The 20,842-nt window shown below is 70.8% G+C and carries 21 protein-coding genes and 1 riboswitch; of the genes, 13 read left to right on the top strand and 8 right to left on the bottom strand.

The window, feature by feature from the left end; genetic code table 11:
* The first annotated feature begins 12 nt into the window (after positions 1 to 12).
* A riboswitch (SAM riboswitch) is annotated at positions 13 to 139 on the top strand.
* A gap of 17 nt (positions 140 to 156) precedes the next feature.
* The 4 genes from thrC to groL all read left to right on the top strand — a co-directional run bounded on the left by thrC (position 157) and on the right by groL (position 4,307).
* Positions 157 to 1,449 carry a threonine synthase gene (thrC, locus tag ACZ6C6_RS24735; protein WP_469205435.1) on the top strand — a complete coding sequence of 431 codons (1,293 nt, stop codon included), beginning with the start codon at positions 157 to 159 and terminating at the stop codon, positions 1,447 to 1,449.
* Between the two features lie 28 nt (positions 1,450 to 1,477).
* Positions 1,478 to 1,756 carry a MoaD/ThiS family protein gene (locus ACZ6C6_RS24740; protein WP_018101573.1) on the top strand — a complete coding sequence of 93 codons (279 nt, stop codon included), beginning with the start codon at positions 1,478 to 1,480 and terminating at the stop codon, positions 1,754 to 1,756.
* 355 nt (positions 1,757 to 2,111) lie between these two features.
* A complete protein-coding gene (locus tag ACZ6C6_RS24745; RefSeq protein ID WP_003967346.1) occupies positions 2,112 to 2,318 on the top strand; it encodes a cold-shock protein in 207 nt (68 codons plus the stop codon).
* Between the two features lie 366 nt (positions 2,319 to 2,684).
* Positions 2,685 to 4,307, top strand: coding sequence for a chaperonin GroEL (groL, locus tag ACZ6C6_RS24750; RefSeq protein ID WP_073862394.1), 1,623 nt, complete (start codon positions 2,685 to 2,687; stop codon positions 4,305 to 4,307).
* 113 nt (positions 4,308 to 4,420) lie between these two features.
* On the opposite strand, the gene ACZ6C6_RS24755 is transcribed toward groL, so the two are convergent.
* The gene (locus ACZ6C6_RS24755; protein WP_469205436.1) at positions 4,421 to 5,131 is read right to left on the bottom strand and encodes a TetR/AcrR family transcriptional regulator; all 711 of its coding nucleotides are present in this window, start codon (positions 5,129 to 5,131) and stop codon (positions 4,421 to 4,423) included.
* A 125-nt stretch (positions 5,132 to 5,256) separates the two neighbouring features.
* Between ACZ6C6_RS24755 and ACZ6C6_RS24760 the strand changes: the two genes are divergently transcribed.
* Entirely contained in the window at positions 5,257 to 6,942 is a 1,686-nt protein-coding gene (locus tag ACZ6C6_RS24760) for a CocE/NonD family hydrolase (protein ID WP_469205437.1), read from the top strand.
* 3 nt (positions 6,943 to 6,945) lie between these two features.
* On the opposite strand, the gene ACZ6C6_RS24765 is transcribed toward ACZ6C6_RS24760, so the two are convergent.
* Positions 6,946 to 7,866 (bottom strand): SGNH/GDSL hydrolase family protein, encoded by a 921-nt coding sequence (locus tag ACZ6C6_RS24765; protein ID WP_469205438.1) that lies wholly within the window; start codon positions 7,864 to 7,866, stop codon positions 6,946 to 6,948.
* 376 nt (positions 7,867 to 8,242) lie between these two features.
* Between ACZ6C6_RS24765 and ACZ6C6_RS24770 the strand changes: the two genes are divergently transcribed.
* Entirely contained in the window at positions 8,243 to 10,303 is a 2,061-nt protein-coding gene (locus ACZ6C6_RS24770; RefSeq protein WP_469205439.1) for a glycosyl hydrolase family 28-related protein, read from the top strand.
* A 16-nt stretch (positions 10,304 to 10,319) separates the two neighbouring features.
* Here the strand turns inward: ACZ6C6_RS24770 and ACZ6C6_RS24775 are convergent, their stop codons facing one another.
* Positions 10,320 to 11,015, bottom strand: a complete 696-nt coding sequence (locus tag ACZ6C6_RS24775) for a VOC family protein (protein ID WP_469205440.1) — start codon at positions 11,013 to 11,015, stop codon at positions 10,320 to 10,322.
* 85 nt (positions 11,016 to 11,100) lie between these two features.
* Here ACZ6C6_RS24775 and ACZ6C6_RS24780 point away from each other — a divergent pair, with 85 nt between their 5' ends.
* From ACZ6C6_RS24780 to ACZ6C6_RS24790, 3 genes are all read left to right on the top strand, one after another.
* On the top strand, positions 11,101 to 11,733 hold the full coding sequence (locus ACZ6C6_RS24780) for a maltokinase N-terminal cap-like domain-containing protein (protein WP_469205441.1): 633 nt from the start codon (positions 11,101 to 11,103) through the stop codon (positions 11,731 to 11,733).
* A gap of 249 nt (positions 11,734 to 11,982) precedes the next feature.
* Positions 11,983 to 12,348 (top strand): peptidoglycan-binding domain-containing protein, encoded by a 366-nt coding sequence (locus ACZ6C6_RS24785; protein ID WP_469205442.1) that lies wholly within the window; start codon positions 11,983 to 11,985, stop codon positions 12,346 to 12,348.
* A gap of 142 nt (positions 12,349 to 12,490) precedes the next feature.
* Positions 12,491 to 13,567, top strand: coding sequence for a PP2C family protein-serine/threonine phosphatase (locus ACZ6C6_RS24790; RefSeq protein ID WP_469205443.1), 1,077 nt, complete (start codon positions 12,491 to 12,493; stop codon positions 13,565 to 13,567).
* A 4-nt stretch (positions 13,568 to 13,571) separates the two neighbouring features.
* Here ACZ6C6_RS24790 and ACZ6C6_RS24795 read toward each other — a convergent pair whose 3' ends face one another.
* The 4 genes from ACZ6C6_RS24795 to ACZ6C6_RS24810 form a co-directional block, all read right to left on the bottom strand.
* Positions 13,572 to 14,366, bottom strand: coding sequence for a hypothetical protein (locus ACZ6C6_RS24795; RefSeq protein WP_469205444.1), 795 nt, complete (start codon positions 14,364 to 14,366; stop codon positions 13,572 to 13,574).
* A gap of 374 nt (positions 14,367 to 14,740) precedes the next feature.
* Entirely contained in the window at positions 14,741 to 15,652 is a 912-nt protein-coding gene (locus ACZ6C6_RS24800) for an erythromycin esterase family protein (protein WP_469205445.1), read from the bottom strand.
* A 92-nt stretch (positions 15,653 to 15,744) separates the two neighbouring features.
* Positions 15,745 to 16,011 (bottom strand): DUF397 domain-containing protein, encoded by a 267-nt coding sequence (locus ACZ6C6_RS24805; protein WP_469205446.1) that lies wholly within the window; start codon positions 16,009 to 16,011, stop codon positions 15,745 to 15,747.
* On the bottom strand, positions 15,992 to 16,834 hold the full coding sequence (locus ACZ6C6_RS24810) for a helix-turn-helix domain-containing protein (RefSeq protein ID WP_469205447.1): 843 nt from the start codon (positions 16,832 to 16,834) through the stop codon (positions 15,992 to 15,994). The genes ACZ6C6_RS24805 and ACZ6C6_RS24810 overlap by 20 nt, the downstream gene beginning before the upstream one ends.
* A 113-nt stretch (positions 16,835 to 16,947) precedes the next feature.
* Here ACZ6C6_RS24810 and ACZ6C6_RS24815 point away from each other — a divergent pair, with 113 nt between their 5' ends.
* The 4 genes from ACZ6C6_RS24815 (at position 16,948) to ACZ6C6_RS24830 (ending at position 19,075) form a co-directional block, all read left to right on the top strand.
* Complete coding sequence (locus ACZ6C6_RS24815) at positions 16,948 to 17,184, top strand: hypothetical protein (RefSeq protein ID WP_469205448.1); 237 nt, start codon at positions 16,948 to 16,950, stop codon at positions 17,182 to 17,184.
* The gene (locus ACZ6C6_RS24820; protein WP_365679151.1) at positions 17,181 to 17,420 is read left to right on the top strand and encodes a hypothetical protein; all 240 of its coding nucleotides are present in this window, start codon (positions 17,181 to 17,183) and stop codon (positions 17,418 to 17,420) included. The genes ACZ6C6_RS24815 and ACZ6C6_RS24820 overlap by 4 nt, the downstream gene beginning before the upstream one ends.
* A 130-nt stretch (positions 17,421 to 17,550) precedes the next feature.
* Positions 17,551 to 18,357, top strand: coding sequence for an inositol monophosphatase family protein (locus tag ACZ6C6_RS24825; RefSeq protein ID WP_469205722.1), 807 nt, complete (start codon positions 17,551 to 17,553; stop codon positions 18,355 to 18,357).
* A 112-nt stretch (positions 18,358 to 18,469) separates the two neighbouring features.
* Positions 18,470 to 19,075 (top strand): Uma2 family endonuclease, encoded by a 606-nt coding sequence (locus ACZ6C6_RS24830; protein ID WP_469205449.1) that lies wholly within the window; start codon positions 18,470 to 18,472, stop codon positions 19,073 to 19,075.
* Between the two features lie 63 nt (positions 19,076 to 19,138).
* On the opposite strand, the gene ACZ6C6_RS24835 is transcribed toward ACZ6C6_RS24830, so the two are convergent.
* Positions 19,139 to 20,704 (bottom strand): FG-GAP repeat domain-containing protein, encoded by a 1,566-nt coding sequence (locus tag ACZ6C6_RS24835; RefSeq protein ID WP_469205450.1) that lies wholly within the window; start codon positions 20,702 to 20,704, stop codon positions 19,139 to 19,141.
* Positions 20,705 to 20,842 lie beyond the last annotated feature (138 nt).

A 20,842-nucleotide genomic window follows, 5' to 3' on the forward strand; every position in this document is an offset into this window, starting at 1 on the left:
CCGTCGCCACAGCGCTCATCCAGAGGGACAGAGGGAACGGCCCGTTGAAGTCCCGGCAACCCTCCTGCCGACCGCGAGGTCAGGTGGGGAAGGTGCCAATTCCGTCTCGCGGCGAAAAGCGCCGTGAGGAAGATGAGGAGAAAGGGCCTCGCCATCATGGCTGTTGAAACCGTCGCAGCAAGCACCGAATCTTCCGTGGACCTCGGTCCCGCCGCGGCTCTTTCCTGCCGCGAGTGCGGTGAACGATTCGCACTCGGTCCCATTTTCGCCTGTGCGTCCTGTTTCGGGCCGCTCGAAGTGGCGTACGACCTGCCGAGCGGCTCCTCCGACGAGCTGAAGAAGCGCATCGAGGCCGGCCCGAACAACATCTGGCGTTACGCGCCGCTGCTGCCGGTGCCCGCCGACGTGGCCGACAAGCCCAATCTCAACCCCGGCTTCACCAAGCTGGTCAAGGCCGACAACCTCGCCCGCGAGCTGGGCGTGACCGGCGGCCTGTACGTGAAGGACGACTCCGGCAACCCGACGCACTCCTTCAAGGACCGCGTCGTCGCCATCGCCGTCGAGGCCGCCCGCGCCTTCGGCTTCACCACGCTCTCCTGCTCCTCGACCGGCAACCTCGCCGGCGCGGTCGGCGCCGCCGCGTCCCGCGCCGGTCTGCGGTCCTGCGTGTTCATCCCGCACGACCTGGAGCAGGGCAAGGTCGTCATGGCCGCGGTCTACGGCGGTGAGCTGGTCGGCATCGAGGGCAACTACGACGACGTCAACCGCTTCTGCTCCGAGCTCATCGGCGACCCGCTGGGCGAGGGCTGGGGGTTCGTCAACGTCAACCTGCGTCCCTACTACGGCGAGGGCTCCAAGACGCTCGCGTACGAGATCTGCGAGCAGCTCGGCTGGCAGCTGCCCGACCAGATCGTCATCCCGATCGCGTCCGGTTCGCAGCTCACGAAGATCGACAAGGGCCTCCAGGAGCTGATCAAGCTCGGCCTGGTCGAGGACAAGCCGTACAAGATCTTCGGCGCCCAGGCCGAGGGCTGCTCCCCGGTCTCCACCGCCTTCAAGGCCGGTCACGACGTGGTGCGCCCGCAGAAGCCGAACACGATCGCCAAGTCCCTCGCGATCGGCAACCCGGCCGACGGCCCGTACGTCCTGGACATCGCCCGCCGCACCGGTGGCGCGGTCGAGGACGTCAACGACGAGCAGGTCGTGGACGCGATCAAGCTGCTGGCCCGTACCGAGGGCATCTTCGCCGAGACCGCGGGCGGGGTGACGGTCGGCGTGACGAAGAAGCTGATCGAGGCCGGCCTGCTCGACCCGGCGCTCACCACCGTCGTCCTGAACACGGGCGACGGCCTCAAGACGCTGGACGCGGTGGCCGACACCTCGCAGGCGACTGCCACGATCCGCCCGAGCCTGGACGCCTTCCGCGCCGCCGGACTCGCCACCAGCTGACCACCCGAGACACCAGGAAGGCACCGCCATGAGCGTCAAGGTCCGCATTCCCACCATCCTCCGCACCTACACCGGCGGCCAGGCCGAGGTTCCGGCCGAGGGCGCGACCCTCTCCGAGGTCATCGCCTCGCTGGAGAAGGACCACCCGGGCATCGCCGCCCGCGTGCTGGACGACCAGGGCAAGCTGCGCCGCTTCGTCAACGTGTACGTCAACGACGACGACGTGCGCTTTGAAGGCGGCCTCGACGCGGCGACCCCGGACGGTGCCGGCGTCTCGATCATCCCCGCCGTGGCCGGCGGCTGCTGAGTCCAAGGCTCCGTTGCGTCACCGTAATTGCCCCCTCCGCGAGAGAAGCGGAGGGGGCAATTCTGCATGGTTGAGCGGGGTAGAGTGTGGGAAGTCCCCTTCGCTGCCCGTGCCCCTCGCATATGAGAATGCGCCGCGCCACGATCAGAAGCAGCCAATGTGCCTGCGCCTCTTGCGCCTTAAGTCGCCTTTGTCGGGCCCGACTTGCCCTGCAAACCTATGAATTCCTCGTATTCGGGCGATCGGCGCTGCGCAGAATTGTCGTCCGATTGACCTGTTGCACAGGGCAGTTGGGCAGATACATTCAGCCGCGGTCGACGCGCTTCGGCGCACACACGTTACAGGGGAGTTAGGCATGGCTCAGGGCACCGTCAAGTGGTTCAACGCGGAGAAGGGGTACGGCTTCATCGCGGTCGACGGTGGTGCGGATGTATTCGTCCACTACAGCGCGATCCAGATGGACGGGTACCGCACCCTCGAAGAAGGTCAGCGGGTCGAGTTCGAGATCTCGCAGGGCCAGAAGGGGCCGCAGGCGGACATGGTCAAGCTCGCCGTCGGCTGAAGCGCGGCACGGCACGTCGGCCGCGACGCCACGCACGTACGAGGGGTCCGTACCTAGGGGTACGGGCCCTTCGTCGTGCCGGGAGCGTGCCGGGGGCGGTCGGGGGTTGTCCACGCTCCGGCCGGAGGCGCTTGCGCCCTCCCGTCGCCCGGCCACCACCCCTCAAGGAGCCTTCGGCGCTTGCACTCGACGGGGTCGAGTGCTAATCATTGGCTTAGCACTCTCCAGGTGAGAGTGACAGAATTTGGACCGGGCCGGTGAGGCCCGCACGCCAGGCGGGGAAGGAACCGCAGGGCACGCAGGCCGTCCGTCGCGGGCGCCACTCGGTCCGGAGCAATCCACCCCTGTCCGGGAGGACCACTTCACATGGCCAAGATCATCGCGTTCGACGAGGAGGCCCGGCGCGGTCTCGAGCGCGGCATGAACCAGCTCGCCGACGCCGTCAAGGTCACCCTTGGCCCCAAGGGTCGCAACGTCGTCCTCGAGAAGAAGTGGGGCGCCCCCACGATCACCAACGATGGCGTGTCCATCGCCAAGGAGATCGAGCTGGAGGACCCGTACGAGAAGATCGGTGCGGAGCTGGTCAAGGAGGTCGCCAAGAAGACGGACGACGTCGCCGGCGACGGTACGACCACCGCCACCGTTCTCGCTCAGGCGCTCGTTCGCGAGGGTCTGCGCAACGTGGCCGCGGGTGCGAACCCGATGGCTCTCAAGCGGGGCATCGAGAAGGCCGTCGAGGCCGTCTCCGCCGCCCTCCTGGAGCAGGCCAAGGACGTGGAGACCAAGGAGCAGATCGCTTCGACCGCCTCCATCTCCGCCGCCGACACCCAGATCGGCGAGCTCATCGCCGAGGCCATGGACAAGGTCGGCAAGGAAGGCGTCATCACCGTCGAGGAGTCCCAGACCTTCGGTCTGGAGCTGGAGCTCACCGAGGGTATGCGCTTCGACAAGGGCTACATCTCGGCGTACTTCGCCACCGACATGGAGCGCATGGAGTCGTCCCTGGACGACCCGTACATCCTGATCGTCAACTCCAAGGTCAGCAACGTGAAGGACCTCCTTCCGCTGCTGGAGAAGGTCATGCAGTCCGGCAAGCCGCTGCTGATCATCGCCGAGGACGTCGAGGGCGAGGCCCTGTCGACCCTGGTCGTCAACAAGATCCGCGGCACCTTCAAGTCCGTCGCCGTCAAGGCCCCGGGCTTCGGCGACCGCCGCAAGGCCATGCTCGGTGACATCGCCATCCTCACGGGCGGCACCGTCATCTCCGAGGAGGTCGGCCTCAAGCTGGAGAACGCCGGTCTCGACCTGCTCGGCCGCGCCCGCAAGGTCGTCATCACCAAGGACGAGACGACGATCGTCGACGGCGCCGGTGACAGCGACCAGGTCCAGGGCCGCGTCAACCAGATCCGTGCCGAGATCGAGAACTCCGACTCGGACTACGACCGCGAGAAGCTCCAGGAGCGCCTGGCGAAGCTGGCCGGCGGCGTGGCCGTCATCAAGGCCGGTGCCGCCACCGAGGTCGAGCTCAAGGAGCGCAAGCACCGCATCGAGGACGCGGTGCGCAACGCCAAGGCCGCCGTCGAGGAGGGCATCGTCGCCGGTGGTGGCGTGGCTCTGCTCCAGGCCTCGGCCGTCTTCGAGAAGCTGGAGCTCTCGGGTGACGAGGCGACCGGCGCCAACGCCGTGAAGCTCGCCCTGGAGGCCCCGCTCAAGCAGATCGCCGTCAACGGTGGTCTTGAGGGCGGCGTCGTCGTGGAGAAGGTCCGCAACCTGCCGATCGGTCACGGCCTCAACGCCGCGACCGGCGACTACGTCGACATGATCGCCGAGGGCATCCTCGACCCGGCGAAGGTCACGCGCTCCGCGCTGCAGAACGCCGCGTCGATCGCCGCGCTGTTCCTCACCACCGAGGCCGTCATCGCCGACAAGCCGGAGAAGGCCGCCGCGGCCGCTCCGGGCGGCATGCCGGGCGGTGACATGGACTTCTGATCCTGACGGATCGGTAGTTCCAGCAGTACCAAGACACCGGCCCCCGGGGATTCGTCCCCGGGGGCCGGTGTCGTTGTGTGCACGCGTGTTCCGTCGTGTGTACGCGCACGGGCTCAGCCCGCGTCGAGGCCGTCCACGAGACGGGTGAGGAAGCGGTCGAACATGGCGTCCGGGGTGACCGGCCGTCCGGCCGTCGCCAGTGCCTCCGCCAGCTCCGGATGATCGCCGTCCGCCGCGACCTCCGCCAGATACAGCGCCTCGGCGGCCGCCCGCCCGGGCTCCCGGGCCGCCCGCGCCTGGCCGACCTCGTAGGCCACATGGGCCGCCACGAAGGACGTGAGCTGGGCGAAGATCTCCAGCCGGGCCGCCCCGTCGAGCCCGATGGGCCGCAGCGCCGCGAGGGCGTGCTCCACGAAGGCGAGCGTGCGGGGGCCCAGGGTGCGGCGGGCCTGCACGGCGGCGGGCAGCCAGGGGTGGCGGAGCATGTTCGCGCGCTGGTGGCGGCCGAGGGTCTTGAGGTCGGCGCGCCAGTCGCCGGTGAGCGGTCCGGACGTGGGCAGCTCGCCGGAGACGTGGTCGATCATCAGGTCGAGCAGCGTCTCCTTGTCGGGCGCGTAGCTGTACAGCGACATGACGCCCGCGCCCACCTCGGCGGCGACCCGCCGCATGGTGACCGCGTCGATCCCCTCGGCATCCGCGACGGCGACGGCGGCGGCCGTGATCGCCTCGCGGCTGAAGGCGGGTCTGCGCCCGCGCCGGGGCCGGTCCTGCTCCCGCCAGAGATCTCGCGGATCGATGCCTCCGGCACCTTCGGTGCGGGTCACGTGCTCAGCCTCTCTCACCCGGGTCCCTCCGTGGTCCATCCAAGCATCCAGTATTCTCGTACTTAGTACGAGAATGGAGTGCGGGGTCTGCCGCACCGCTGCGTGACGTACCGATGGAGGCGAAGATGACCCGACCGACGCACGACGCCCGCCCCCGGGCCGCATGGACGCCGTCGTCCGCGAAGCCGCCGCTCGCCTCCCGGCTGATGCGCGCGTCCTGGCGCGGTCTGCCCGACGCGCTCCACCAGGTGGGCGTCGAGCGCGGCCTGACGGTGCCCGCCGCCGACGGCAGCCCGCTGGTCACCGACCACTACTTCCCGCGCGCCGAGGGCGACTTCCCGACCCTCCTGGTCCGTACGCCGTACGGGCGGGGAGTGCCGTGGTCCCCGCAGTACGGCATCCTCTTCGCGGAGCAGGGCTTCCACGTGGTGCTGCAGAGCTGCCGCGGCACGGGCGGCTCGGGCGGCGGCTTCCACCTCTGGCGCAACGAGCCGGCCGACGGCCTCGCGGCGGTCGGCTGGCTGCGCGAACAGCCCTGGTTCGACGGGCGCCTCGGCACCGTGGGTCCCAGCTACCTCGGGTACGTCCAGTGGGCGCTGGCCCTCGATCCGCCGCCGGAGCTGAAGGCCATGGTCGTGCAGGTGGGGCTGCACGACCCGTACGCCCTCTTCCACACCGAAGGCGTCCTCAATCTGGAGACCGCGCTCGCCGTGGGTGCCGGCATGACCTATCAGCACCGGGGCATGGGCGCGTTCCTCCGGGCGACCCTTCGCCTCCAGCGCCGGGTGCGCTCCGCCGTCACCGCGCGGCCGCTGCGCGGGGCGTACGCGGGCGCGCTCGGCGGTGAGATCCCCTGGCTGGACGAGGTGATGGCCCACCCGGACGCGGACGACCCGTACTGGGAGGGCGCGTCCCTGGCCGGGGCGGCGGACCGGGCGGCCGTGCCGACCGCCCTCGTCACCGGGTGGCACGACGCCCTCGTGGACCAGGCCCTCGCGCAGTACGGGCGGCTGCGCCGGGCGGGCGGCGAGGCGTCCCTGCTCGTCGGCCCGTGGACCCACACCTCGGCACTCCAGGCGGGCTGGGCCGAGGTGTTCGCCGAGTCCCTGGCCTGGCTCCGGGCCCATCTGTGCGACGACCCGTCCGGTCTGCGCCCGACGCCCGTACGCGTGCACGTGGGCGGTGCGGAGGCGGGCGCCCGGGACCTGGACGCGTGGCCCCCGGAGGCGTCCACGGCCTCCTGGTATCCGACCGCCGACGGCCACCTCACCCGCGAGGCGCCCACGGACAACGCTCCCGTCGCCTCCTTCCGCCACGACCCGGACGGCCCGGTCCCCACGCTGGGCGGCGCGCTGCTCTCCCGTACGGCCGGGGCGCGGGACAACGTGTCGGTGGAGGCGCGCGCGGACGTCCTCACGTTCACCGGGCCCGCCCTGGCCGAACCGCTCACCGTCCTCGGTCCGGTCTCGGCACGGATCAGCGCCGCCACGGACACGGGGCACGGCGATGTGTTCGTGCGGCTGTGCGACGTGGACCCCGAGGGCCGGTCGGTCAACGTCTGCGACGGCCTGGCCCGGGTCCGCACCACGGGCACGGACCCGGTCGGCGTCACGGTCCCGATGACCCCTGCCGCCCACCGCTTCGCCCCGGGTCACCGCGTCCGCTTGCAGATCGGCCCGGCTCCCCACCCGCGCTACGCCCTGAACCCGGGCACGGGGGAGTCCCGGACCGACGCGACGGAGTTCGTGCCCGTACGGGTGACGGTGCACACGGACTCGGAGTTGACGCTTGCGGTGGGGCCGACCGCGTAGGGGTCAGTGGCGCCCGCGTCCCTTGTCGAGGGTCTTCAGGAGCGCCTGGGCCATGACCTCCTCGCCCTTCGCGTTGGGATGGGCCGGTGCGGCGGGCGAGGCGGGGCTCAGTGGTTCGATCCACCGGTCGGCGGGTGCCTTGCACATGTCGTGGCCCACCGTCGGCCCGTACGTGTCGACGTAGTCGGCCCGGTTCAGCAGCGCCACCGCGCGCAGCATCAGGTTGAGGCGCTTCTCCGTGTCCCGCAGGTACGGGAAGTCCTTCGCGGCGAACGGGACCTGGGGGAAGCAGCCGGTGCCGTCCTCGGGAAGGAGGTCCGGGTAGCCGACGACGACCACGCGCGCGTGGGGTGCCTTGTGGTGCACCTCCCGCAGTACGCGGGCGATCTTGGGCGCTGTCCGGAGGATCTTCAGCGTCAACTCGTCGTAGCCCGAGGCCCCGTAGTGCTGCTGACAGGGGTTGCCGGTGAGGTCCTTGGCACTGAGGGTCGCGCAGGTGCCGATGATGGACCCGAAGCCGACGTCGTTGCCGCCGATCTGGAGCGTCACGAGGTCCGTGTCCTTCTTCACCGCGTCCAGCTGCGGTCCGTTGGTGCCCTGCGCCTGCCACATCTCGGCGGTCGTCGCACCGCCGCAGCTCACGTCGGTGAACGAGGAGACGCGGCGCTCCCGCGCGGTGATCGACGGGTAGTTGTTGTCCGAACGGGCGCAGTTGGCGTCGACCTGCGTGGGTATCAGGGGGCCGGACGTGTAGGAGTCGCCGAGCGCCACGTAGGAGGTGCGCGGCGATCCGTGCGCGCCCCCCGGCGCGGCCGACGCCGTGCCGGTGAGACCTGCCGTGAGCGCGCAACTGCTCAGCGCGGCCAGCGCGATGGCGGTGCGGCGCTTGGATACGGCCCGGCCCGGACGCGTCCGATGCATCATCAATGCCCTCCCCAGAAATTCCGGCAGTCCGCGGACGGGTGGCGGCGGCCAGGGCGCACGGGGGCCTCAGAAGGCACCCGGCCGCTCGGCGGCTCGTGCCCGGCGGACCCAACCTCGTCTGTATACCGGCCAGTAGGCCGTGAGACCAGTGATCGGACGGACAAGGTCCGAACAAGCGTGGGCGCCTAAGGGCGGTTGCGTACGTTGCGCAAAAAAATGACAGTGCAACGTACTTGCGCTGCATCACTCGGAAAAAAGGCTGCACAGAGCTTGTGGGTAGGTGGGTCGCCGCCCTACTGTCGGCTCACTCATGACGGCGGCGACTCCCCACGCGCGCCCGGCCGTTGACACCGGAACTCAGAGAAACGGGCATGCGATGTCACGGAAGTTGGCCGCCGACGCGGCGGCGGTACGAAGACCGCGCAGGGCCGGGCTGAACGCGTCCACGGTCGCCTCGGTGACCGCGGCCGCCCTCGGGTTCGGGGTGCTGGCGGGTGCGCCCGCGCTCGCCGGGCCCCGGCCCGCCACCCCCGCGGCCCCGGTCGTCACGCGCGCCGCGCTCGACCCGGCGCTGGTGCGGGGGCGCGGCGCGGAGGTGGCCTTCGCGGAGCAGGAGGCCGAGAACGCGGTCACGAACGGCACCGTCATCGGCCCGGACCGGGACGCGTACACGCTGCCGTCCGAGGCGTCGGGCCGCAGGGCGGTCAAGCTGGCGCCCGGGCAGCACGTGGAGTTCACGCTGCCCGAGGCGGCCAACGCGATCACCGTGCGCTACAGCATCCCGGACGCGCCGGGCGGCGGCGGGATCACGGCGCCGCTGGACGTCTCGGTGAACGGCTCCAAGCGGTCCACGATGACGCTGACCTCGCAGTACTCCTGGCTGTACAACCAGTACCCGTTCTCCAACGACCCGGGCGCCGGGCTCCTCCACCCCGACTGGTGGATCACCGAGTGCGGCTGCGTGCCCGCCGCGACGACGCCCGCCCCGGTCGTGGACAAGCCGTTCCGGCCCAGCCACTTCTACGACGAGCAGCGCCTCCTGCTCGGCCGTACGTACCGCGCGGGCGACACCGTACGGCTGACCGTGCCGGCCGGGAGCGGGGCCGCGTGGACGGCCGTCGACCTGCTGGACTCCGAGCGCGTCGGGCTGCCGCACGTCGAGCTCCTCGCCGCCAACGTCCTCGCGTTCGGTGCCGACCCGACCGGGCGGCGGGACGCGGCGGGGGCGATCGAGAAGGCGATCTCCTTCGCCCGGCGCACGCACCTGAAGGTGTACATCCCGCCGGGGACGTACCGGGTCGACCGGCACATCGTCGTGGACGACGTGACGATCACCGGCGCGGGCAGCTGGTACACGAAGATCAAGGGCCGTGAGGTCGCGCTCGACGAGCCCGCCGCGGACGGGTCCACGCGCACCGGTGTCGGCTTCTACGGGAAGTCCGCGGCCGAGGGCGGCAGCCGCAACGTGCATCTGTCCGGCTTCGCCATCGAGGGCGACGTGCGCGAGCGCGTCGACACCGACCAGGTCAACGCGATCGGCGGCGCGATGAGCGATTCGACCATCGAGGGGCTGCACATCCGCCACACCAAGGTCGGCATGTGGTTCGACGGCCCGATGAAGAACCTGAAGGTCTCCGACACCGTGATCGTGGACCAGATCGCGGACGCCATCAACTTCCACACCGGGGTGACCGACTCGCGTGTCACGAACACGTTCGTCCGCAACTCTGGCGACGACGGCCTCGCCATGTGGGCCGAGAAGACGACGAACGCCCGCAACACCTTCGACCACAACACCGTGCAGACCCCGGTCCTGGCCAACGGCATCGCGATCTACGGCGGCAGCGACATCACCGTCTCCGACAACCTCGTCGCCGACCCGGTCCGCGAGGGCAGCGCCCTGCACCTCGGCTCCCGCTTCGGCGCCGAGCCCTTCGCCGGGAAGGTGGACCTCGCGCGGAACACCACGGTCCGGGCGGGCACGTTCGAGCTCAACTGGAAGATCGGGCTCGGCGCGCTGTGGGTCTACGCCCTGGACCGGAGCATCGACGGCGCCGATATCCGGGTCACCGGCAACGACTTCCTGGACAGCACGTACAACGCGGTCATGCTCGTTTCGGACTGGGCGGTGAAGGACCAGTACGTCATCGAGAACATCCACTTCAAGGACATCAGGGTCGACGGCGCGGGCACCTCGGTGCTGAGCGCCCGCGCGGCCGGCGGCGCGACCTTCGAGAACGTGGACGCGCGCAACGTGGGCGCCGTGGGCGTCAACAACTGCGGCTCGTTCAACTTCCCCGCTACGGGGTCCGAGTTCGGCCTGACGGACCTGGGCGGCAACGACGGCGGCTGGCTCGCGCCGTGGCTGCTGCCCAACACGATCACCTGCGACGACCGGCCGGAGGTCGTCCCGCCCCCGGCGCCGTCCGGCTGGTGAGGCGCAGGCGCGGGCGCTAGTCGGTGGCCGGTCCGGGCGGGCCGGCCACCCCTATGCACGCCTCGTTGCCCTCGGGGTCGGCGAGGACCCAGTTGTGCGGGGCGTCCGCGTCGTTCAGCAGCCGGCCCCCGGCGGCCAGGGCCGCGGCGATCCGGGCCTCGGCCTGGTCGTGCGGCACCCATACGTCGACGTGGACGCGGTTGCGCTGGGGGCGCGGGGTGTCCATGTGCTGGAAGTAGAAGGGGGCGCCGCGGCGGCGCGGGTCGACCAGGTCCTCGGGGCTGCCGGCGCGGTGCTCGTAGCCGAGCAGGGCGCGCCAGAACGCGACCACGGCGGGGCCGTCGAGGGCGTCGAGGGTGACCTGCACGGTCTGCACGAAGGACGGGTCGGCGGTCAGGCCGTGGGCCCGGGCGGCCTCGGATATCCGCCGGGCCACCTCGACATGACGGCTGGTCATCCCGAAATACTCATCGGTGAGCGTGATCAGCCGGACGGTCACGCCGTCCCGCCGCACGTCGATGTCGGGGTGGTCGTCGCCGAGGTCCGGCAGCTCGCCGATGGCCTGCGCGAAGCGCGTCCCGGCCGCGAACGATCCACCGGTGCGGAAGTGGGCGCACGCGCCCTCTCCGACGACGCGCCAGTCATCGAGACCGGCGGTCTCGTGGAACTGCTGCGGCCTGATGTGCACGCTGGTCCCTTCCCCAGAGGTCATAGGCTCAACATAGCGCCAGGGTCTGACAACGACGCCTGCGCACAGGGCAACCAGCTGTCCACGCGACCCTCGGGAGACCTTCGGCATGGCCGTCATCCACCGCACCACCCTGTCGCCCACCAAGCTCGAACTGCTCACCACCTGGCTTCCGACCCGCCCCTGGTACGTGGGTTCCACGCGCCCGTCCCTCGTGAAGTCCGGCGGCTTCCGGCTGGACGACCCGCAGGGTGCGGTGGGCATCGAGTTCATGGTGGTCACCGACACCTCGGGCGCCGAGCCGGTGCCGTACTTCGTGCCGCTCACCTACCGGGGCGCCGCGCTCGACGGCGCGGAGGACGCGCTCGTCGGTATGACCACGCACGGGGTGCTGGGCGAGCGCTGGGTGTACGACGGCTGCCACGACCCGGTCCTGGCGGCGCAGCTGTCCGCCCTTCTCGACGGCCGCGTCGAACCCCAGGCCCAGAGCGTCAGCGACACGCCTGACCCGACGATCACCCATTCCCGCACGGGCACCCCTTTCGGCCCCGTCCTCACCCGGGCGACCGACGGCCCCGAGGGCACGGACCTCTCCGTCCCCGGCGCGACCCTCCACGTGAACCGCGTCCTGCGCCCCGCCCAGGACGCCCCGGGGGACGCGACGGGTCACGTCTCGGGCCCGTGGCGCACGCCGGAGGACGTGGAGGTGCGGGGCGTGTTCGCGGAGGTGCGTCCGGCGTAGGGGCGGCCCGGGCTGCGGGGCGTCGCGTCCCATGACCGGGACCGGCGCGGGACGGGGGCGGGAGGCTTCGGGACAGCGGCGGGACGGGAGTGGACGCGCCGGTCGGCCGGGGGGCGCCGGCCCGGGATGTCTCGGGGACGGGAAGTCCTGGTGGGACGGGTGGCGCGGTCCTGAGCATGTTCCCTGTCCGAGTCGCGGACTGCCCTGCCGGGGCGGCCCGTGACCGCTTATGAGATGGGGAGTCCTTCCATGATCAAGACCGCCCTCCGTCGCGGAGCCCTCGCCTTCGGCGCCGCCGCCATCGCCGTCACCTCGCTCGCCGGAGTCGCCCAGGCCGACGTGGGCGTCGCGTACATCAAGCCCGACCAGCGCGGCGACGCGGTCGCCTGTGTGCAGGGGGCGTTGCAGCTGGCGGGGTACGGAATCGTCCGCGACGGCGTGTACGGGCAGGCGACCTACGCGGCCCTGACCGACTTCCAGCGCCGCTACGGTCTTTCGGTGGACGGCATCGTCGGTCCGAGGACCGGCGACGCCCTCTACTACGGCTTCCTCCTGCCCTCGGGCAACCTGGTCTACGAGGAGTTCTGCCCCACGGTCATCCCCACCACCCACTGACCCACCGCCCACCGCTGCCTCCGCGCCGTCCACGGGTGCGGGGGCAGCGGCGCGTCCCGGGCCGGACGCGCCGTTCGCCAGAAGCCCGTTTCATCCCCTTCGTGACATTCTGGGGTGGGTCGAGTGGCGCGGAGGTGCGTTGATGGGAAGGCGCTGGGGGCGGGTGGTCGGGTCGCCGCGCGGGCTGCCGTTGGCCGTCATGTTCGGGACCGCGGTCGTGGACGCGGTGACCGGGCCCGAGTACAACCTGCTGCCCGTCTACGCTGCCGGGCCCGCGATCGCCTCGGCGCGGGGGTCCGTGCGCGACGTCGCCGCGATGGGCGGCCTCGCCGTCCTGCTGTGCCTGGTGTTCGCGTGGAAGGCCGACCGCTTCGGGCAGCTGCGCATGTGGGTCGCCCTGTTCGCCATCGCGTACGTCACCCTCGCCTCCGTCTACGCGGCCTGGGCGCGCCTCAAGGTCGAGCGGCGGCTCATCGACGTACGGGATGTGGCCCGCACCCTGGAGGACGTGCTGTTCACCCCGGTCCCCCCGGCGATCGGGCCGGTCCGGCTCGGGACCTCGTACGTCTCCGCCGGGCGCGCCACGCGCATCGGCGGGGACCTGTACGACGTGGAGCCGTGCTCCGGCGGGGTGCGCCTGGTCGTCGGGGATGTCCAGGGCAAGGGCCTGGAGACCGTCCGCTGCGCCTCGGTCGTCCTCACGGCCTTCCGGGAGGCCGCCCCCGGGGCCCCGGAGCTGGCCGACGTCGGCCGTCGCATCGAAGCGGCCCTGGAACGCAGGACCGACGGCGGACGCTTCGTGACCGCGATCCTCGCGGAGATCGGGCAGGACGGCGGCCTGCTCGTCCACAACCACGGCCACCCGCCGCCCCTCCTCCGCACGAGCGACGGCGAGGTCGTGTCCGTCGCGGCGGGCGAGCCGGGGCCGCCGTTCGGGCTCGCGGCGCTGACGGGCCCCGCCGACCTCCGCGACAGCGTCACCCGGGCCACCACCCTGCACGTCGGCGACCGGCTGTTCTTCTACACCGACGGCCTGAGCGAGGCCCGGGACGGCGAGGGACGCTTCTACCCCGTCCGGGAGCGCGTCGGACCGCTGCTGACGGCGGACGAGCCCGAGGACGTCCTCCGGCTCGTCCGCACGGACGTCGCCGCCTTCACCGGCGGCCCGCCCGACGACGACTCGGCGCTGCTCCTGGTGGAGTTCCGGGGTTCCGCCTGAGCGGTCAGCGCTTGGGGCGGTCCGATTTGGGGATCAGGCCCGCTCGTACGGCGCGGGCCTGGGCCCGGACCTGTTGGGCGGGGAGGGCCGGGGTGTCACGGGCGGGTCTGCCCGCGCAGGCCCGGCACTTGCCGCCCGGGAGCGCTTCGGGGGCGCCCGGGGCGCGGCACTCGCTGCATTCCAGGGTGCGCAGGACCGGGTGGGGTTCGCGGGCCGGGGGAAGTTTCGTCTGGAGGCGTTTGGCGACGAACGCCGCCGGGTGGTGGATTACGTCCGGGAGCCCGGTGGAAAGGGCCCGGAGGACTTCCGGCTCCGTGGCGCCCCTGCGCAGCCACTCCGACGCCTGCGGTTCGAGCGCCACGCACTCCCGGTGCGACAGCGACAGCATGGGGGCCTGGCGGCCCAGGGCCGCGAGCAGGATGAACGCCCTTGAGCGCGTGTCCCGTTGGGTCTCCTTGGGTACGTCGCCCCGGCTGAAGCCCGCCCACCAGGTGTCGTCGCGCGCGGTGCGGGAAAAGAACGTCCGGGTCACCCACAGCAGGTTCACCCCGCTCGCCACGCACTCGCTGCCCCGCCGCAGGTGCCCCGCCTCCTGGAGGCGGTTCAGCGACGTCCGGACCGCGCACTGCCCGTACGGAAGCGCCTTGGCCAGTGCCTTCACGGAGATGTCGGCGCCATCGCACAGCCCGTCGATGTACGAGGCGATGGCGGCGTCACGAGGATGGAGGTGCGTGAAGTCCTGCCCCGTGCGGGGGCGTTGGTCAGGGGCGGAACGTTTGCCGTATCCGGGGTTCGCCATCGGGTGGTGGGGGAAGGGCGCGCTACTAGACTGGTCGTCAGCCATCTGATCGTCTCCGTCAGCCTTCGATCGAGGTGGTCAGGCCCCTGGCGGTGTGGCAACACCGGCGGGGGCCGACTTCAAGGTCTTTGTCCTCGCTGAAGCTAAAGCGTGCCTACCGTCCGTCGCAACTCGGTCGCCAAAAGTGAACCCTTGCGGGTAACGAGGGGTGGGAGGGCGGGTACAGGCCCTCCCAACCATTCCACTCAAAGAGCGCTCGGAACTCGCGGCTTGAGCCCCGGGGCAGTGGGCCGCGTATCGAAAGTGGATCTTGTGAATAAGGTGCCGGCATGCCGCTGAGTCGCATAGCGCTCTCATCTGAACGTTCGTCGGCCTCAGGGCAGCGGCCGGTACGGCGTCACCTTCTGGGTGTGGATGACCGCGTCGAACCACGCGGTGAGGCCGGCGCCGGACATGTGGTGGGCCTCGTCGTGGCGGGGGTCGTAGGTGGGGCCGATCAGGCGGGTGCGGGTCGGGGTGTCCAGGACGCGGCGCACCGGCTCGGGGCGGGGGAGGGTCAGGTCCAGGAAGTAGGCGGTCCTGGTTCCGGCGGCCTCGCTCAGGACGGTGTCCACGAAGGCCGGGTTCGGGGTGGGCATGGGCATCGTGAGGCCGATGGAGCGAAAGGCCGTACCCATGCGCTCGCGCAGGTAACCGCCCATGTTCCGGTGCGTCTGCGGGGGCTCGGTGGGGGACGTGGACACGGTGCGCGGGGTGCCGATGGCGGTGTGCGCCATGCCGCCCCAGTAGACGACCTTGTCTCCCGTGTGCCGCTGCCACCAGGCCGCCCCGTCGGCGAGTGCGCGTTCCGCTTCCGCCAGGGTGCTCGCCTGTGCGGCCGGTGGCTCCGCGAGGCGTACCGGGTCGGCAGGGTGGCGCTCGTTGTACGCCCGCATCCACCGTACGAGTTCGAGGATTTCCGCCGTACGCCAGAACGCCCGCGCCTCCGCCAGAATGGCCGCCGGGTTACCCTCGCCGGTGGCGACGTATGCCGCCAGGCCGAGCCTGCCGGGGTCGTCGCCCTCCAGGACGACGCTCCGGAACCCCTCCTCCTCCACCAGCAGGCGCACGATCCGGTGCGCCGTCTCCGACAGTTCGCGGGTCTGCCGGGTCGAGGCCCCCAGCGCCACGATCTTCGCGTCGCGCACCAGCGGGGCGAGCGGCCGCAGGTCGTCCAGGGGCTCGTCGGGCTTCCTCGCGGTGAGGGCGTGGGCGTTCTTGCTGATCCATTCCGTGGCTGTCTGCATGGATCAGATCGTGTTGCCTCAAGCGTGGTTGAGGTCAAGGCTGCCGGTACCGCCGCGTGCGTCGGTGGTACCGGCCTTCGGGTCTCGTCGCGTCAGGCGCGCTTGAGGTCGGTGACGAACTGCTGCCAGGCGGCCGTCGCGAAGACGACGGCCGGGCCGTCGGTGACCTTCGAGTCGCGGACGGGGACCGCGTTCGGGACGCCGTCGAGGACTTCGAGGCAGTCCCCGCCGTCGCCAGCGCTGTACGTGGACTTGCGCCAGGTGGCGACCTCTACGCAGTCGCCGCCGCTCGCGCCGCTGTAGCTCGACTTGTACCAGATGGCCGTGGACAGGTCGTAGTTAGAACTGTTGCGCCTCATGCTCGTAATCCTCCGCCACCGACTCGATCAACGCCAGGGACGCTGCCGGTGAGAGCGCGCTGGCCACGACCAGATCGTAGGTCAGTTCGTACTGTCGGACCGTCGCTGGATCGTCCTGCAACTGCCCGGTGCCCAGGGCTTGTAGATACGCGAGTGGCGGCGCGTCGGGGAACGCCATCAGCTTGAGTGAGCCCTCCAGGGCCATGTGTGCGCCTGCGTCGAACGGCAGCACCTGCACGATGATCCGGTGCCGCTTCATCAGCCCCGCGATGTGGCGGAGCACCGCTGCCATGACGTCCGGGCCGCCCACTCGTCGACGTAATACCGCCTCGTCCAACACGGCCCACAACAACGGCGTAGTTGGATCGGCGAGGATCTGAGTTCGTTCGAGGCGGGCGGCTACCAGTTCCTCGATCGTGCTCTCGGCGGCTGTGGGAAGCCCGCTCCTGAACACGGCCTGCGCGTACGCCTCCGTCTGCAGCAGGCCCGGGATGAGCTGTGGCGCGTACTCCTTGATCTCCGTCGCGCGCGCCTCCGCCTCCGCCGCTTCCGCGAAGTGATCCGGGTACTTCGACTTCTTCAAGGCCGCGCAGTTGCGCTTGAAGAAGCCGTCCGATTTCAGGACGTCGTCAAGCTTGAGCGCCTGGTCCATCTGCATGCGGCGGTGGCCGTTCTCCAGTTGGCCGATGAAGGAGCCGCTGACGTACAGCAGCTCGCCCAGGTCGGTCTGGGAGAGGTTCGCGCGTTCTCTCCGGTGGCGGAGTTCCGCACCCAGGAGAGCGCGAGGAGAAGAGGAGGGATCCAGTTTCCTGGGACCTGGCATGACAACTCCCTGTTACACACGTGCGGTTGTTGGGCCTGCGCCACTTCCAGGCTAGCGAGAGAATCACCACTCTGGGTATGCATCGTCGTTACTCAGTGTGGAAGGAATGGATCATGACGACTACGGAACGGCGCAGGGCGGCAGTGGCGAAGATTCGGGAGGCCGAGGAGTTGGTGGCGTTGCTGAAGGAGCGCTTCGCGCGGGCCGGGGTGAAGCTGCCCTCGCTGCGGATCGACGCGGCCTCGTGTGCGGGTGAGGACCCGGCGGTCCTGGTGGACCTGGGGCGCTGCAATCTCGCGGCGGCGCAGCAGCTCAGCCGGGTGCTGGAGGAGAAGGCGGCGGCGTCATGACGGGCGGGGAGGGCCTGGAGGCTTGTACGCCGGAGCCGGGGTCCTTCGCGGTGGACGTGCGGGACGGGCGGATCGGCCGGGTGCTGGGGCGCGTCGGGCCGTACGTGCGGCTGCGGCCGCCGGGCGGCGGGGTGGTGTGGGACTGCCCGGCCGACTCCGTACGGCAGGCGACGCCCGGGGCGGTGCTGCGGGCGCGGGTGACGGAGATCAACCGGGAAGGGCAGTTGCCCAGGTGAGCGCGTGGGAGGCGGGCTCGGCTGCGGCGTCGCCTCCCTTGCGGGAGGGGCGGGCGCGTGCGGGGCGGTCCGGCGCCGGTGGGTGAACGGGGCGTCAAGGGGCCGGAGTTAGCCTGCGGGGATGGTGATCATGGACAGTGATGCGCAGGTGGCCCTTCGGGCCGCGTCGGCGGGCGCGGCGGTCGTACGCGAGATGTACGGGGCGTCGCTGACGCGGTACGAGAAGGGCGGCGGTGACTTCGCCACGGCCGCCGACATCGCGGCGGAGGAGGCCGTCCTCGACGTGCTGCGCGCGGCCCGGCCGGATGATGCGGTGACGGGTGAGGAGAGCGGGGCCACCGGGGCGGCCGGGGCGGGGCGCCGGTGGCTGGTGGACCCGTTGTGCGGGACGCTCAACTACGCCGTGGGAAACATGCTGGTCGCGGTGAACGTCGCGCTCCGGGACGCCGCCTCCTCCCGCATCGTGGCGGCGGCCTCCGCCGATCCGTTCAGCGGCGAGGTCTTCTGGACGGACGGGACCGGCGCGTGGGTCCGGGGCTCGGACGGCCGGAACGACCGCCTCATGCCCTCGGCGGGCTCCCGGCTGGTGGACCTGAACCTGGACCCGCCGTTCCCGCACGCCCCGGGGTTCCGGGCGGTGGAGCTCATGGCCGCGCCGGAGTTCGTCGCGGGGTTCCGTCCGCGCGTCGTCTCCAGCACGGTGGCCGTAGCGTGGGTGGCGGCGGGGCGCCGGGCCGCGTACATCACCGACGGCGGCCCTGGCCTCCGCCTGGACAGCGTCCACTTCGCGGCGGGCATCGCGCTCTGCGAGGCGGCGGGCTGCGTGGTGACGGGGCTCGACGGGCTGCCGGTGGACGAGGGCGCGGGCGGGCTGATCGTGGCTGCGGACCGGGAGACGCACGGGGCGTTGATGGGGTTGGTTCAGCGGCAGCGGTGAGCGGCGCTCGGTGCGCCGCCCACACGAACGTGGGACGCTGAGGAAAACGGTCTCGCGCCGTGAAACCGTCGATCTACGCTCCCCGGACAGGCTTCAGAAGGAGGGACCCGCGATGACCGCCGCGATGGTCGAACACCAGCAGGACCCTGAAGGCCGCCAGTGGGACTACCTCCTGCGCACCTGGCAGGAGCTGGACGTGCCCGAGGGATGGCGCGCCGAGATCGACGAAGGGCAGATCGTCTTGGTACCGCCGCCGCATGCACATCACAACGGGATCGCAGCCAAGGTGCAGCGCTGTCTCTACGGGAATCTGCCGGACGAACTGGAGATCTACCAGACGCTGGGCGTGCACGTCGCGCCCCTCGACAAGCTGTACGTCCCCGACCTCGTGGTCATGCCGTCCGAGCTGATCGACGCTGCCGACCCCGATGTCAGCGCCCCCATGGACGCCTCCGAAGCAATCCTCGTCGTGGAGATCACCTCGAAGGGCAACGCCCGCGAGGACCGTACGAAGAAGTACCGGGCCTACGCCCGGGCCGGTGTGCCGATGTACCTGCTGATCGACCGGTTCGACACCCGGGGTGCCGTGGCCACCCTGTTCACGGAGCCGGGCGAGCACGGCACGTACAAGCACTCCGACGCGGTGCCGTTCGGTAAGCCGCTCGCGCTTCCCGCGCCCTTCGGCGTCACGCTGCCCACGGACGGCTTTCCGGCCTGAGGCGTACGGCAAAGCGGCGGCGCCCCTCACCCGAGGGGGCCACCGCCTTGGTCGGTGTGGTGATCAGTACAGGCCGTTGTAGATGTCGAAGCCGTAGCCGATCTGTATGCGCTTGCTGATCGTGCCGGTCCCGGTGGACGTGTAGCGGTACAGGTCGCCGTAGCCGTTGACACCGATCAGGTCGGCCCTGCCGTCCCCGTTGATGTCGCCGGGCGCGGCGAACTTGGAGTAGATGTCGAAGCCGTAGCCGATCTTCACGCGCGCCTTCAGCGGCGCGGACGCCTTGCCCGTGCCCTCGTACAGGTACAGCGTGCCGTCCTTGGCGACGGCCACCACATCGGTCCTGCCGTCATCGGTGAGGTCGCCGGCGCCGACGATGTGGCGGTACGTGCCGTAGCCGTAGCCGACCTTGATCTTGGCGCCGAACGCGGTGAGGCCGTTGCCCGGATACAGGTACAGGTCGCCCTTGGCGTCGCGGGCCAGCAGGTCGCCCTTGCCGTCACCGCTCAGGTCGCCCGGTCCGATGAGATCGTCGTAGCCGCCCCAGCCGCTGCCGAATGAGTGGTCCCCGATGGTCAGCCGGCCGTCCTGGACCTGGAGCAGTTCGGCCCGGCCGTCGGCGTCGAGGGAGGAGACGAGCCTCGTCAGCCCGGACCCGTCGGCGTAGTGGAACGTGCGGGGGTAGAACTGTCCGTTGTTCCTGGAGTCGTACCACCACGAACTGCCGTTGTCGGTGGTGCCCACGGCCTCGTGCTTGCCGAAGTCGGGGTTGCCGCCCTGGCCGACGAACAGGGCGGCCTTCTGCCAGCCGAAGGTATCGGCGACACGCGTGCGGAAGGTGCCCTGACCGGTGGACCGGTAGATGTACGTGTCGCCGTTCGGCTTGCGGCCCATGAGGTCGCCGTGGCCGTCTCCGTTGAGGTCGTCGACACCCACGAGCTGGTTGTAGATCTGGAAGCCGTAGCCAATTCTCTTGGTCGGCGTCTTGAAGGGCTTCGCCGCGTCGCCGGTGCCCGCGAAGAAGTACAGGTCGCCACCCCTGGTGCGGGTGACGACATCGCCGAACCCGTCACCGTTGCTGTCGTTGAGGCCGACGATCTGGTCGTACGTCTCCCAGCCGGAGGCCACCTCGACCGCGGGCGCGAAGGGCTCGCCCTTGACGGCGCCGGTGGAGGCGTAGAGGTAGACGTCCCCGGAAGGCGTGCGCGCGAGCAGGTCGTTGCGGCCGTCACCGGTCAGGTCGCCCGGGGAAAGGACCTTGTTGTACTTCTGCCAGCCCTCACCGGACCAGGTGGCGGGGGAGGCCCTCTCCTCGCCCGCGCTCGGGTACAGCGTGAGCGTGCCGGTCTGGGACAGCGTGACGAGCGCGGGCGGGCCGTCGTTGTCGAGGTCGCCCAGCGGGATGATGTCCTTGTGCATCTCCCGCTCGTCGGTGGCGGGGATCCGGAACGGGTAGTCCGGAGTGGACCCCCCCGCCTTGACGTACAGGACGCCGTCCACGCCTCGGTAGAGGAGGTCGTTGTCGCCGTTGCCGTTCAGGTCCAGGCGCGGTTTCGTAATGGCCGGCGTCTCGGGGCCGCCGGAGCCCTTGGAGGCGTCGTCGGCCGAGGCCGGAGCCGCCAGCAGCATGCCGGCGGAGAGAACGAGTGCCGTGCAGGCCGAGATGCGTCTCGCGCGCTTCGCGCCAGCGGGACCGAAACGGCCGGGTGTAGCGGAAGACAATGTCCCCCCAGGGATTCTCCGCGTATGGGTGTCACCAGCGGGACG

The sequence above is a fragment of the Streptomyces sp. NPDC041814 genome (genome assembly GCF_055590565.1).

What these genes read in the sequence shown, in the direction of transcription:
- ACZ6C6_RS24820 (WP_365679151.1), top strand. Translation starts at nt 17,181, where the DNA reads ATGACGGGCGGGGAGGGCCTGGAGGCTTGTACGCCGGAGCCGGGGTCC.
- ACZ6C6_RS24770 (WP_469205439.1), top strand. Translation starts at nt 8,243, where the DNA reads ATGTCACGGAAGTTGGCCGCCGACGCGGCGGCGGTACGAAGACCGCGC.
- ACZ6C6_RS24745 (WP_003967346.1), top strand. Translation starts at nt 2,112, where the DNA reads ATGGCTCAGGGCACCGTCAAGTGGTTCAACGCGGAGAAGGGGTACGGC.
- ACZ6C6_RS24835 (WP_469205450.1), bottom strand. Translation starts at nt 20,704, where the DNA reads ATGCTGCTGGCGGCTCCGGCCTCGGCCGACGACGCCTCCAAGGGCTCC.
- ACZ6C6_RS24825 (WP_469205722.1), top strand. Translation starts at nt 17,551, where the DNA reads ATGGACAGTGATGCGCAGGTGGCCCTTCGGGCCGCGTCGGCGGGCGCG.
- ACZ6C6_RS24765 (WP_469205438.1), bottom strand. Translation starts at nt 7,866, where the DNA reads ATGATGCATCGGACGCGTCCGGGCCGGGCCGTATCCAAGCGCCGCACC.
- ACZ6C6_RS24810 (WP_469205447.1), bottom strand. Translation starts at nt 16,834, where the DNA reads ATGCCAGGTCCCAGGAAACTGGATCCCTCCTCTTCTCCTCGCGCTCTC.
- ACZ6C6_RS24780 (WP_469205441.1), top strand. Translation starts at nt 11,101, where the DNA reads ATGGCCGTCATCCACCGCACCACCCTGTCGCCCACCAAGCTCGAACTG.
- ACZ6C6_RS24815 (WP_469205448.1), top strand. Translation starts at nt 16,948, where the DNA reads ATGACGACTACGGAACGGCGCAGGGCGGCAGTGGCGAAGATTCGGGAG.
- groL (WP_073862394.1), top strand. Translation starts at nt 2,685, where the DNA reads ATGGCCAAGATCATCGCGTTCGACGAGGAGGCCCGGCGCGGTCTCGAG.
- ACZ6C6_RS24740 (WP_018101573.1), top strand. Translation starts at nt 1,478, where the DNA reads ATGAGCGTCAAGGTCCGCATTCCCACCATCCTCCGCACCTACACCGGC.
- ACZ6C6_RS24785 (WP_469205442.1), top strand. Translation starts at nt 11,983, where the DNA reads ATGATCAAGACCGCCCTCCGTCGCGGAGCCCTCGCCTTCGGCGCCGCC.
- thrC (WP_469205435.1), top strand. Translation starts at nt 157, where the DNA reads ATGGCTGTTGAAACCGTCGCAGCAAGCACCGAATCTTCCGTGGACCTC.
- ACZ6C6_RS24790 (WP_469205443.1), top strand. Translation starts at nt 12,491, where the DNA reads ATGGGAAGGCGCTGGGGGCGGGTGGTCGGGTCGCCGCGCGGGCTGCCG.
- ACZ6C6_RS24800 (WP_469205445.1), bottom strand. Translation starts at nt 15,652, where the DNA reads ATGCAGACAGCCACGGAATGGATCAGCAAGAACGCCCACGCCCTCACC.
- ACZ6C6_RS24775 (WP_469205440.1), bottom strand. Translation starts at nt 11,015, where the DNA reads ATGACCTCTGGGGAAGGGACCAGCGTGCACATCAGGCCGCAGCAGTTC.
- ACZ6C6_RS24830 (WP_469205449.1), top strand. Translation starts at nt 18,470, where the DNA reads ATGACCGCCGCGATGGTCGAACACCAGCAGGACCCTGAAGGCCGCCAG.
- ACZ6C6_RS24795 (WP_469205444.1), bottom strand. Translation starts at nt 14,366, where the DNA reads ATGGCGAACCCCGGATACGGCAAACGTTCCGCCCCTGACCAACGCCCC.
- ACZ6C6_RS24760 (WP_469205437.1), top strand. Translation starts at nt 5,257, where the DNA reads ATGACCCGACCGACGCACGACGCCCGCCCCCGGGCCGCATGGACGCCG.
- ACZ6C6_RS24805 (WP_469205446.1), bottom strand. Translation starts at nt 16,011, where the DNA reads ATGAGGCGCAACAGTTCTAACTACGACCTGTCCACGGCCATCTGGTAC.